This is a genomic window from Paenibacillus sp. 23TSA30-6 (assembly GCF_014858585.1).
In the GTDB taxonomy this organism is placed as follows: Bacteria; Bacillota; Bacilli; order Paenibacillales; family Paenibacillaceae; genus Paenibacillus.
The window spans coordinates 244880-257345 of record NZ_SLTL01000003.1 but is presented as its reverse complement, the minus strand read 5'-3'; the positions used below and the strand labels follow the sequence as shown (position 1 = coordinate 257345).

12 protein-coding genes and 1 tRNA gene are annotated in these 12466 nt (G+C 44.5%); 4 read left to right on the top strand and 9 right to left on the bottom strand.

All coding sequences use genetic code 11. The annotated features are described in order from the left end of the window. Positions 1-61: 61 nt before the first annotated feature. The 5 genes from E0698_RS04465 to E0698_RS04445 all read right to left on the bottom strand — a co-directional run bounded on the left by E0698_RS04465 (position 62) and on the right by E0698_RS04445 (position 5335). The gene (locus E0698_RS04465; protein ID WP_192510747.1) at positions 62-223 is read right to left on the bottom strand and encodes an aspartyl-phosphate phosphatase Spo0E family protein; all 162 of its coding nucleotides are present in this window, start codon (positions 221-223) and stop codon (positions 62-64) included. Positions 224-540: 317 nt separating this feature from the next. Beyond that, complete coding sequence (locus tag E0698_RS04460) at positions 541-948, bottom strand: hypothetical protein (protein ID WP_192510746.1); 408 nt, start codon at positions 946-948, stop codon at positions 541-543. 14 nt (positions 949-962) lie between these two features. After that, positions 963-1475 (bottom strand): hypothetical protein, encoded by a 513-nt coding sequence (locus E0698_RS04455; RefSeq protein ID WP_192510745.1) that lies wholly within the window; start codon positions 1473-1475, stop codon positions 963-965. Between the two features lie 1343 nt (positions 1476-2818). Then, positions 2819-4237, bottom strand: coding sequence for a helix-turn-helix domain-containing protein (locus E0698_RS04450; RefSeq protein WP_192510744.1), 1419 nt, complete (start codon positions 4235-4237; stop codon positions 2819-2821). A 129-nt stretch (positions 4238-4366) separates the two neighbouring features. Further along, positions 4367-5335, bottom strand: coding sequence for a LacI family DNA-binding transcriptional regulator (locus E0698_RS04445; protein WP_149094777.1), 969 nt, complete (start codon positions 5333-5335; stop codon positions 4367-4369). A gap of 189 nt (positions 5336-5524) precedes the next feature. Here E0698_RS04445 and E0698_RS04440 point away from each other — a divergent pair, with 189 nt between their 5' ends. Further along, a complete protein-coding gene (locus tag E0698_RS04440) occupies positions 5525-6868 on the top strand; it encodes a 6-phospho-beta-glucosidase (protein ID WP_149094776.1) in 1344 nt (447 codons plus the stop codon). 227 nt (positions 6869-7095) lie between these two features. After that, positions 7096-7407: a LysM peptidoglycan-binding domain-containing protein gene (locus E0698_RS04435; protein ID WP_192510743.1), complete on the top strand. Its 312-nt coding sequence runs from the start codon at positions 7096-7098 to the stop codon at positions 7405-7407. A 244-nt stretch (positions 7408-7651) separates the two neighbouring features. Here E0698_RS04435 and E0698_RS04430 read toward each other — a convergent pair. Then, a tRNA-Arg gene (locus E0698_RS04430) sits at positions 7652-7725 on the bottom strand. Between the two features lie 176 nt (positions 7726-7901). Here E0698_RS04430 and E0698_RS04425 point away from each other — a divergent pair. After that, entirely contained in the window at positions 7902-8195 is a 294-nt protein-coding gene (locus tag E0698_RS04425) for a DUF4870 domain-containing protein (RefSeq protein WP_192510742.1), read from the top strand. 296 nt (positions 8196-8491) lie between these two features. Here E0698_RS04425 and E0698_RS04420 read toward each other — a convergent pair whose 3' ends face one another. Continuing rightward, on the bottom strand, positions 8492-8851 hold the full coding sequence (locus E0698_RS04420) for a hypothetical protein (RefSeq protein WP_025683645.1): 360 nt from the start codon (positions 8849-8851) through the stop codon (positions 8492-8494). Between the two features lie 164 nt (positions 8852-9015). Between E0698_RS04420 and asnB the strand changes: the two genes are divergently transcribed. Beyond that, positions 9016-10860, top strand: a complete 1845-nt coding sequence (gene asnB / locus E0698_RS04415; RefSeq protein ID WP_192510741.1) for an asparagine synthase (glutamine-hydrolyzing) — start codon at positions 9016-9018, stop codon at positions 10858-10860. A 157-nt stretch (positions 10861-11017) separates the two neighbouring features. Here asnB and E0698_RS04410 read toward each other — a convergent pair whose 3' ends face one another. Together E0698_RS04410 and rph are read right to left on the bottom strand one after the other, a co-directional pair. After that, on the bottom strand, positions 11018-11650 hold the full coding sequence (locus E0698_RS04410; protein ID WP_192510740.1) for an XTP/dITP diphosphatase: 633 nt from the start codon (positions 11648-11650) through the stop codon (positions 11018-11020). After that, on the bottom strand, positions 11650-12411 hold the full coding sequence (gene rph, locus E0698_RS04405; RefSeq protein ID WP_134912982.1) for a ribonuclease PH: 762 nt from the start codon (positions 12409-12411) through the stop codon (positions 11650-11652). The genes E0698_RS04410 and rph overlap by 1 nt, the downstream gene beginning before the upstream one ends. Between the last annotated feature and the right edge of the window lie 55 nt (positions 12412-12466).

Below are 12466 nucleotides of genomic sequence, written 5' to 3'. Positions count from 1 at the left end.
ACCTCCAAGCCTGGTTTTTTTGAAATCATAGTATGATGCAACATGTAATACACCCATTAACTTAATGATCTGATCTGCCCGTTTGGTAATGATTCAACAGATCATCCAGCTTCTTTGATTGTTCAATTACTTTGGGATGTGTTAAAAATCCGTACTTTTTCTGGACTTGATACAGTTTCCTCCTAGCTCTTTCGACACGAAGTAAAGTCACACCTTGATTCATCAGTATGATCCCCTCCTATATGTCATATTTTAGAATAAAAAGACGTTTTTTGGATTTATGAATGATGCTCCTAGCAAAAAAAGAGCAGTTCCAAAAGTTCGCATAAACCGGGAAGCCTCAAATTCTACGCAAAAGAACCTCCGTCTCCACTACTAAAGTGGGGACAAAGGTTCCTTTGGTTTGGATAACAACCCTTTTGCAGTTTGATCTCTTTTCATAAAAAAACGAATAGTAGAAGCCTCCGCTAACCTGAATGGGTCGGTAGATCATTTCCTTTGTTCCTATTCATTTAAGAGCCAACACTTTCCAAGCCATAGCTAACCAAGAAGCTTTTCTTTCAGCTCAATACTCCTATTACTCTCAGCTAACTTTTCAAGCACTTCTCTAGCGTCCCATTCATGGATTAGTTGTTTGTCTTGTTGATATTTTTCAATAAAATCTTGGAAGGATTCGAAGCTTATTTCAACAACATCAACATTAAAAAGACCTTTAATATTTCTCATTATGTTTTTAACTTCAGGGTCTCCCTGATCAGGATGTAAATGAATTTGAAATAACAAGCATAAATTTGTTATAAAATGCTGATCTTCCTGACTAAGTTCATTTTCAGCGCACCATTTTACAAATGGTGACAGTTCATCTTCTGCAAGACGTAATAACACTGATTTCCACTCCAGAAGAATTTCTATTCGTTTTTTAAGGTATTTCTCATCTAAGTTGTTCATTTTAACCCCCTCTACTAAAGCACAATTTTACTTCCATACTTTATGAGCCATTCTACAACCTGCCCCACTCCTTCAGCTATTCCTTTATCAACTACTCCTCTCAACTCTTGTATAATTGCAGATTTTGCTCCTGCCGCTATTTCATTTACACTCATATCAACTGCATAAAGATATTCATCTAATACTGAAAATATTTTTCTGTTTTGTTTTATAACTACCGCAACTGTTTCCTTATCAAACAAACCCTCTAAAGCCCATCGTGACACTGGATTATCAATTACTTTTTCAAGTGCCTTAATTGCAATTTGAACTGCTTTTACTTTAACCCCCTGAGGGCTAACTTCCCCATTAGGCTGTACAGAAGGAGCAGGCGGAACTACGGTGTTAGCACCAACTGTTGGCGAAGTCCCATATGTAGCATTAACTGATGAAGTTTCTGCAAATGCTGCGAAAGGGGTTATGACCGAGAATAATAAGGCGGTTGCCACTGAGCTTAAAGCAGTTTTTTTGGCTAATTTCCATTTCATCTATATATTCCTCCAATAATTTGTATTTAAAACAAAATAATATAATAAAATGAATGTCGAAGTAAGGGGAATTTAAGGGAGTGGAAAAATCAGTAATAAAGCACTAGTGTAAAACCTTTAATAACTGCACTATAAGGGCAATTAGATGCAAAGTTGCATAGTTATGCTGAGGACTAGATTTGCAACTTTATACCTACATGAAATATTATAAAAATGTAAAAATACGACAAAAATAGACTTTGCCAGTCAAATACTAGTAAAGTCTCTTATCCTTATTTCACAATAAATCTCACCTTTGTTCCATCAGCATACATATCTAATTGTTTTTCCTACCCACGATCCGGCTTTCTCGATTGTCCTTTAGAGTTATATTTCAGATATCAGCAGCACCCGCGCCACCTTTAGCACACAGTGCCTTAGGCCACTTGTCGCGCTCATAATATTACTAAAAACAACGCTAATACTTCCTACGTAACGTTAGGCACTTTCAAAATGATGCATGAAACTCTTGCTGTAGAGCCATGAATTTTATAACATAATTTTTGGAGGTGGTATTGTATGGAGTATAGATTGACTGATACTCACTTATATATACTTGAATATCCTGGAGTTCTTTGCTTGCCCGTCCGAATTATGAATATAAGGATTTAGGAGAATTAATGGAAAATAGCTCACTTTATCATATTTCAACACCAGAAGATTTCGAATCTTTTGACCACACTAAAGTGTCTACTCCCAGTGAAGGAGGGAGCTTCTATTTTGAAGATTTCCTTAATCCGATACTAAAATTAGTAAATGATAATAAAAAGTAAGGATTAAAATCAAACTGATCCCGCATGCTATGCAGTATATATAGGTGTAGCAGCGTGGTTAGCTGATATTATCGCTAGAGCTATCGGTACTATATTCCTTTAATAACTGTGATTAACAACGACGAATAACGGAGGAAGAATGAAAAGAAAGTGGTATTTAAGACCAATGGTCATAATTTTAATGATCATTATAACCCCGCCGATAGGCTATTTGAATGTATTCTTCAATAGGAAGAAATTTGAACCTAATGAACGATTAGGCTATTTGGCAATAGCCACAGTATTTGCTGCCCTATGGTTAACTAAATTTCTACCGCATTCATGGCGAATTCTCGCTATAATAGTTGTTGCACTTATTGGTATATTCATATTCAGAAAAAAGTAAATAATAAAATAAATCCCCGTTACCTTAATTGGTTGGCGGGGATTTTTTTGTTCCTATCCGTTTAAGAACCTCCAATTTGTTCTTGAAGTTGTATTCTCTGATTATGGCTGTGCGGCTGAACAGGTATAGCTAAGATAAACAAAAAGCTAGTTGCGCTGATCAAAAGAACCATTTTTTTTAACATTGTTTAACCACACCTTTTCAATAAGATTGAAATACTCCGCTTTGGTTTCAGGAACCGCATGGGCTTGAAAACGAACGAACAATCCCATACAGTTTATAAAATATGTCTCATTATTTAGTATATTCGCTTTTAGCGATGCATTCATCAAATGTTTAAAGCCAACAGAATAAATTTCTTTGTGTAAATAGTAATAAGCTAACTCATAACCAAAACGTGCATACTGGTCTGGCACAACTTGTTGGGTATACATGTCAGCAGACGATCGCTGTTGAGCAAAAGAATCAATCTCCGTTTCAAACCGCTGGAGTATTTCATTCACATCTATCTGGTATTGGTTAGCCGCAATCAAAACGTTCATCAACTTAGCAACCATTTCCTTTTCCGACTTATCAGGTGAAGTACAAATATATTCAACATAATCCAGAAGCACACTTGTATCTCCAGACAGGAGTTTGTTTACATAGGTATTACCTTCTGCCCAATGTTGATACAGTTTGATCCAATGCAGGGTATCCTCGTCCGTCTCTTTGACCCAATCTAAATTAGCGTAGGCGTATGTATAATCTAGAGCTTGTTGATAATCGCCTTGGGCGTCACAGACAATTGCACACAGTAAATCGGCATAGGTGATGTATACAAACATGGGACGACTCAGCCTTCTATCAGGCTCCACACGCTTTTGCTTCTTCTGCTGATGTTTCAAAGTATATTGGATTTCCGCTTTCCCCTTCATTTTTCTCGCTGTTTCATCCAGCTTGTCCCATTTACGCAAAGACCTATACACGTTTGCCAAATCCTTCAATGCATCAAGCTGGTCTATTTCATCCAGGCGCTCAACAAAAGCTTCAAATATCGTAGCTGCCCTGAGATTTCGGGTCTGATCGTCTCCAACCTGTATTGTAAACATACGATACTGACAGATGGCCAGACGTTCAGAGTGCTGGTACTTCTCTCCTTCCGCAACCCCCTCATAGAGCAACAACGCAGCAGCGTGTCGACCTTGTGCGAATAAAATTTCCGCTGCATCAAATAGCTTCGGGGAATATAGCAGCTTGTCCATGATATGACCAACTACATGCTTAATCGCTTCCAGCTTATCCAGTTCAGCACAGCGATACAATACTGGCTCAATTCGCCGCCAATCCGGGGAACGTTCGATGATGTAATGTTCTATGTATCGTTCGTAAAAAGAGCCTTCTGATAATCCCATAGCCAGCGTCATTCGGTCAAGCTGATGTATAGCAACAGGACGATGCTTAAGAATCCAATTATTAAGCGTTCTTTGATGAACACCTGAGCACTCCGCAAATTCTGCTAAAGTCAAGTTGTTTTCCCTTAAATAATTGTCCAACTCCGCTAAAATCGTAGGTGTATGTTCCAAGTCATAACCACCCTTCATACAAAAAATCCAATTTTTATAATCTCACCTCAAATTATTGTCCAAATATTGGCATGTGTCAATATACTTTTTCTTAATATTGGCATATCAACTCAAAGCCCTTTCCCCAAATCAGGTGGTCGCTCTCTCCACTAATTTAAACTCCAAATGATGTAACGATTCATCCAGCCCTTCAAGGGTATTGCGAATCATAATGAATGCGTTCTCAGCTTGTTTATCAATCGGGTAATGAATCGTTGTTAAATCAAGCAAATGCGAAATTTCTGTGTTATCAAAGCCGACCACCGCAAATTGATCCGGCACAGAAACGTCGAGCCTGCGTGCTTCGGTCAGCAGTCCTGCTGCCAAATAATCTGTAGAACAAGCGAAGGCATCCGGTTTGTCCGTTTGTTCTATCCACCAATGGGCGATATTTTCACCGGCTTCAATGGTATTCAAATTATAAAAGTGCGGGAATACCTCAGCGTCCAAATCATATTTTTCACAAAAATCACGGTAAGCCCGAATGCGTTCCTTCGTATTAAGCCCCCGCATATTGCCATACACATTTACAATTCTCCGGTATCCTCTGGCATACAAATGCTCCAGCGCCAGCATATAGCCCTGATACTGATCCATAAATACAGACGGGATTGACTCTATGCTCACACGCTGCCATGTCACAATCGGACCATATTTGGTATAATGCTCGATCACACTCCACTCATTGACGCGAATCATACAAACCAAGGCATCCAGTTGCTTTCTCCGCAACATTTCCAGTGCTTCAAGCTCCCGTTCCTTATCTCCATTCGTAATAAAAAGCGCTATATTAAAACCATGCTCCTGAGCATACATCGTAAAACCACGCACAAATAAATTCAATGAATCATTAAAAGAAATTGAAATAATTCCTATGAGCTTTGTCATGCCTGTTTTTAAAGAAATCGCATTCAAATTAGGAACGTAATCCAGTCGGTCTATGACCTCCTGTACACGCTGTCTTGTCGGTTCACTCACATACGGATGGTTATTAATGACACGGGACACCGTTGCCGAGGATACACCCGCAAGCTTTGCAATTTCATGAATATTCGCCATAGTCCTCACCTCGTTCTTTCTATTTTAGCATGTTCGTGTTTAGCATGTTCGTGGTGCCCGATCCTATAATTGTCACCTTCCCAAAATAAGTTTTTTAAAAGCGCTTGACCTGTAATGCATTACAGAGATTACAGTGAAATAGAAGCTTGAGAAAGCGGTTTAAAAAAATGTACTCAGGAGGCAACAATCATGAAAAAAGGCTTAAAGATAGCAACCATCGGTGGCGGCTCCAGCTATACTCCGGAATTAGTGGAAGGCTTCATCAAACGTTATGCAGAGCTTCCCATTCGGGAATTGTGGCTGGTAGACATTGAGGCAGGACGCGAAAAGCTGGAGATCGTGGGAGCCATGGCTAAACGGATGGTGAAGGCAGCAGGCATTGATTGTGAAGTGCATTTGACGCTGGATCGCCGGGAAGCCTTGGTTGATGCCGATTTTGTAACGACTCAATTTCGGGTAGGCTTGCTCGAAGCCCGGATTAAAGATGAAAGTATTCCGTTAAAACACGGTATGATCGGTCAGGAAACCAACGGTGCCGGAGGAATGTTCAAAGCCTTCCGCACTATTCCTGTCATCCTGAGCATTGTTGAAGATATGAAAGAACTATGTCCGAATGCGTGGCTTATCAATTTCACCAACCCTGCGGGTATGGTCACCGAAGCCGTACTTCGTTATGGTCAGTGGGACAAAGTCATCGGATTATGTAATGTTCCAATCGGCGCGATCAAGAGTGCATCCGCTGTACTGGACAAACCGGAAGAAGAACTGTTCTTTAAATTTGCAGGAATTAACCATCTGCACTGGCACAAGGTATACGACAAGACAGGCACCGAACTAACAGAGCAAGTAATCGAAGGACTGTACTCGCCTGGCGCAAAACCGGAGAAGGTCGTTGAAAATATTAAGAACATGCGCTTCCTGTATGATCAAGTGCGTCATTTGAAAATGCTGCCTTGTCCATACCATCGTTATTACTACATGACCGATAACATGCTGAAGGAAGAACTAGAGGAAGCCAAAAATGAAGGAACTCGGGGTCAAGTCGTCAAACGCCTGGAAGAAAGCCTGTTTGAACTGTATAAAGACCCGAATCTGGATTACAAACCGGAGGAACTATCCAAACGCGGCGGCGCGCACTACAGCGATGCAGCCTGTGAAATTATTAATTCCATCTATAACAACAAAGGCACATTGATGGTGGTTAGCACACGTAACAATGGTGCAATTGATGATGTTCCTTATGACAGCGCGATTGAAATTACCAGTGTGATTCGCGCACATGGTGCTGAACCTGTAAACTTTGGCAAATTCCCGCCTGCACAGCGTGGCTTGCTGCAAGTGATGAAGGCGATGGAAGAATTGACGATTGAAGCGGCAGTAACGGGTGACTACGCAACAGCTCTGCAAGCCTTCACCCTGAATCCGCTCGTACCAAGCGGTGACATCGCCCAAACGGTGCTGGATGAATTGCTAGAAGCGCATAAAGAGCATTTGCCACAATTTTTTGCGCATAAGGCGAAGGCAACGGTATAAAACAAAAGCAGAGCTTTTTTTCTACCATTTTAGTGGTATATCACGTTCTAAGTTCGAAGTTTTTGAATCCTGCAAGCAAAAAAGAGGCCGCGTCGGACGTCCGACGGTGGCCTCTTAGTGTTTTATTCTTCTCCCTCAGCATATTAATTTTTTAACTTATTGTGACATTTCCCCCTTGGCAAACATACATTGATTTTGTAAAAAACATTTTCGAGGAGGAAGCAACTATGAGTCACACAGTTCGACCCGGCGAGTCCCTGTATTTGATTGCCCAAATGTATCATGTTGATTGGAGGGACATTGCCAATGCTAACGGGATTATGTCGCCTTACAACATTTACCCGGGCCAAGTTTTGATCATTCCGGGAGGAGGACCACCTAAGGGGGGAACATGTCATCATCATGTTGTACTGCAAGGACAGGATCTCCATAAGATCGCTACGTTTTACGGCACGACATGGCAAACTCTTGCAGCGATAAATCATATCAAAAATCCTGATCTCATTAACCCAGGCCTATTATTGAAGATTCCTTGTTAATGATCATTTCTTAAATAACTGCATCACAGTATGTGAAAAAAAATAACACCAGCATATAAGTGGCTGCACTAGTACAGATGATCTTCTGCTTCTAGGCAGCCCTTATTGCTTCCCTATTTCTGCCTTCACAAACGCCCCTTTTAGCGTTCAATAGCATAGTTGGTATACTTTTACACTCTTGTAGCTGTTCTCATCCCACTGGAACACAAAAAGCTTCCTAACATGTAGGAAGCTTTTTGCTGTACGTCCCAGGAGGGATTCGAACCCCCGACCGACGGCTTAGAAGGCCGTTGCTCTATCCAGCTGAGCTACTGGGACAAAATGGTATTCGTTGGAACCTTATGTATTCAGCGCATTGATTATTATATCATATTTTTGCTAACTGTCAAAAGCATTTTTTTATCGTACAAGTAAACAGGCTGCAAAAGGAATCATTTGGACGCTGACGGGGTATTATGTACAAAAGGCCATGCTACGAAGGAGGTATAAAATCCGTGAGACGTCTACTGTCATCACTTTGTTATTTCAGTATTTTTTTCGCCCCTTTTCTGTTGCCTGTCATTGTGTGGATTGCAGTACGGGACGAGTATGTTCAGGGACATGCAAAAAAGGCTATTTTATCGCACATTTTCCCTATTATCGCGGCGATTCCGCTATTGTATTTTATTGCAACGGCGAATCATGCAGGTTCTGTAATCGGGTTTGTGCTGCTATTCGCTGTGGTCTATCTCGGGGTATTTGTCTACAACATCTACAAAGGTATCATGACGCTCCGTGAAGCCGCATAAATCTGAAGAAGAAGCCTCCTTTTATTCCGCGAGTTAAGCGGGAAACGGAGGCTTCTTTAAAAATTTTCAATATACAAATTTATTTATTACCAAAGCGTTTAGGACTTCTTCGTACCTCGTGTCTTACGTTTTTCTCCAGCACTTCTTCCGCGAACTCATTGTTATGAATATAACTGCTGCCTTTATTTTTTTTATACTTCGCTTTGCTGTCTATGATTTCCCCCTCCTTTCACGCTGATTCGGCGATGGCGCCGGAGCCCAAATCAACAGAAGCCGAGGCATGGCGCATCCTATTCTCATACGCCGAACTCCTTGGCAAATTCCGTGCTGAGCTGCCCATAGGAAAGCAATTCCCTTTTAAACTTTTCTCGTTCTTCCCCAGCCGTAATGTGTGTGGAGTCGGTAAAAGCCTTGTCCGTCACTTCCTCAAACGCGGAATGCAGATTATTATCGTACCAATCCAGCGCCAAATCGGCGTCATTACGAATGATGCGTACCACGTCATAACCTTCCTGACGATCCTGCTGGTTGGTGGCGGTGATGTAGACCAGCAGTTCCGGGTCATCTGCCGCACCGGGTCGCACCTCTACCTCAGCGCAGCGCACTCCGTCAAGTTCGGTGAAGCGGCGTATTTTAGCATCCTTGATGTAGTACATTTGCCTTCCTCCTTCCTTGCGAATACACGGGTTGCCCCATTTGTAGTTTTCGGAACGGACAGACATTTTATACTCCTTTTCGGCATATATACTGATGAACTGGGGATTTAGTTTTTGTTTCATCCCAACACTGGATGAACACGACAAAGAGAGGATGAACAGACATGTGCGGAATTACTGGTTTCATACAGTGGAACGGAGACCTAATGCATCAATCGGAGCTGCTGCTCAATATGACGCAAACGCTCTCCGATCGCGGACCGGATGCTGCAGGCACCTGGATATCCAACCCGTGTGCCTTTGGACACAGAAGACTGAGCGTCATGGACCCGGAAAACGGCGCCCAACCCATGATCCGGCAGCTTGAGGATATCACTTATACGATTGTATATAACGGGGAAATATATAACGCGCCTGAGCTGAAAAAAGAGCTGCAACAGCGAGGGCATTTTTTCCGGACACAATGCGACACAGAGGTATTGCTCGAAGCCTACATTGAGTGGGGCCCGGATTGTGTGGATCGGCTGAACGGCATTTTTGCGTTTGCGGTCTGGGATAGTGAGCGAGAGCAGGTGTTTCTGGCACGCGATCGGCTGGGAGTGAAGCCGTTATTTTACAGCCAAACCGGAGATGTATTCGTATTTGGCTCGGAACCCAAAGCGCTGCTTCAGCACCCTGCGGTAGAAGCCGCTGTCGACGCCGAGGGCTTGGCCGAAATTTTTATCATCGGTCCTGCACGCACCCCCGGACACGGCGTCTATTCGTCCATGAAGGAGTTACGCCCCGGACATACGCTAACGTACAGCCGCGACGGTGTGCGCATTCAAGCCTACTGGAAGCTGGAAAGCTTTGCGCATGAGGATAACACCGAAGAAACAGCGCTCAAGGTACGCGAGCTGTTGCTGGATACGGTGGAGCGGCAACTGATTTCAGACGTTCCGGTATGCACTTTGCTGTCGGGCGGTCTGGATTCAAGCGCACTGTCAGCGCTGGCTGTCGATTATTACAAGCGTACCGGACAGGGACAAGTTCATACGTATTCGGTCGATTATGTGGATAACGACAAGCATTTTAAAGCCCATGCGTTCCAGCCCGGAGCCGATGCTCCCTGGATTCAGCGGATGGTCGATGAGTTAAGCACGAACCATCACTGGATCGAATTCGATACGCCCGAGGTCGTAGCAGCGCTGAACAACTCCACGCTAACGCGGGATTTGCCCGGTATGGCGGATGTGGATTCGTCGCTGTATCTCTTTTGCCGGGAGATTAAAAAAGGAGCCACTGTAGCCATTTCCGGTGAAGCGGCGGATGAAGTGTTTGGCGGATATCCGTGGTTCCATCGTGAAGAAATGTTCAATTCGGGTACGTTCCCGTGGGCAGTCGCTCCCGACATGAGAGCCAGTCTGCTGTCTCCCGAGGTGCGGGACTGGATCAAGCCCTTGGAGTATTTGAACGACCGATACTCGGAAGCGGTAGGAGAAGTGCCGAAGCTGCCGGGGGAAACAGGTAAAGCTGCGCAAATGCGCGTCATGTCCTATCTGAACATCACCCGCTTTATGCCTACTCTGCTGGACCGTAAGGATCGGATGAGTATGGGGGCCGGACTGGAAGTGCGGGTGCCGTATTGCGACCATCGACTGGTGCAGTATGTATGGAACATCCCGTGGAGTATTAAAATGACGGGCGGACGTGAAAAAGGTATTTTGCGCAAGGCGCTGGAGGGTGTACTGCCGGATGATGTGCTGTATCGCAAAAAAAGCCCGTATCCCAAAACGCATAACCCTTCTTATCTTGCTGCTGTGAAAAAGCAGGCGCTGGATCTATTGGATGATTCCTCCTCCCCGCTGCTCAAGCTGATTGATGCCCAAAAAGTACGGGATATCGCGGCCTCACCGGAGGCATCTACCAACCTGCCCTGGTTCGGTCAACTGATGTCAGGGCCTCAATTGTTCGCGTATTTGGCTCAAGTGGATAACTGGCTGCGCACTTACAAGGTAGCGATTCGGTAATGATTAGCCAATAGCTAAAGTAGCAGGCTTCGAGGCAAAGAACGGCGATTGGTTCGTTGTGTACGGAACAATGTGAATGTCAAAAAGGCTATCCGCAGCTCATGGCTGGCGGATAGCCTTTTGATCGTTATGTGTCTGGCCTGTTACTTATATCAAACTATGCCTGCGGATTCCCCAGCTTGTTCGCCAAGTCCCGCAATGCTACACCACGATGGCTGATGGCTTGCTTTTGTTCCAGCGTCAGCTCGGCCATCGTCTTTTCAAACTCCGGCAAATAAAACAACGGGTCATAGCCAAATCCCCCGCTGCCTGCGGTTTCCGTTGTAATCCAGCCATCCACCGAGCCGGTCGATTCCAAGGTCTCCCCTGTCTGCGGATTATACAGAATCAAGGTACAGACGAATTGAGCCGGGCTTAGCAAAGGCTGTCCGGTATCATCACCAAGCTGCTTCGATTCCAGAACGTCGAGCAGCTTGATATTGTTTTCGTGATCGCTGGCGCCTTCCCCAGCATAACGGGCCGAGTATACGCCCGGCGCTCCGTCCAGCAAATCCACGCACAGGCCGGAATCATCAGCCAGCACAGGCAATCCGAGCACATCTCCGACCGCTTTGGCCTTTTTCAGCGCATTCTCGGCAAAGGTTTTACCATCCTCAACGACATCAGGAATATCGGGGTAGTCGTACATGCTTTTGACTTCCTTGCCAAACGGAGCAAAGGCATGTGCGAACTCCCGCACTTTCCCTTTATTCTTCGTAGCGACAATAACAACCGGACCCTCCAACAGCATCAGGCGCCAGCCCCCGCACGTCCTGCTCCGATCTTGTCTGCAATCGGTCCGAGCACCTCTTTTTGACGCTCGATCATTTGCAGAATTCCTTGTTCACCCAGGCTGAGCAGTTGATCCAGCTCATGACGGTCGAACGGACTTTCTTCACCCGTACCTTGCAGCTCGACATACTTGCCGCCACCCGTCATCACGAGGTTCATGTCTACCTTGGCCTTCGAATCCTCTTCATAGTTCAGATCCAGCAGCGCCTTGCCACCAACAACCCCCACGCTGACGGATGCCAGAAAATCGGTAATTGGAAAAACAGGCAGCTTGTGCTGGACTGCAATTTTATTTACAGCAATCGCCAGCGCTACGAAAGAACCGGTAATTGAGGTCGTGCGTGTGCCGCCATCCGCCTGAATCACGTCACAGTCGAGCGTAATTGTCCGCTCACCCAGCGCCTGCAAATTCACAACCGAACGCAGCGCTCTTCCGATCAGACGTTGAATTTCCATCGTCCGGCCTGTCAGCTTCCCACGTGCAGCTTCTCGCTGATTACGCGTATGGGTCGCCCTCGGAAGCATGGAATACTCTGCCGTTACCCAGCCCTTTCCTTGTCCCTTCATAAAGGGTGGAACGCGTTCTTCCACGGTAGCCGTACAGATGACTTTCGTCTCGCCAACCTCTATAAAAACAGAACCCTCCGCATACTTATTTACTCCTGCTGTCAATTTCATTGGGCGCAGCTCATCACCGTTTCGTCCGTTAGATCTACTCATGCTTTTTCCTCCTACGTCGTATGCAACCTGTTCTTATACATTTATTCTACCAAAG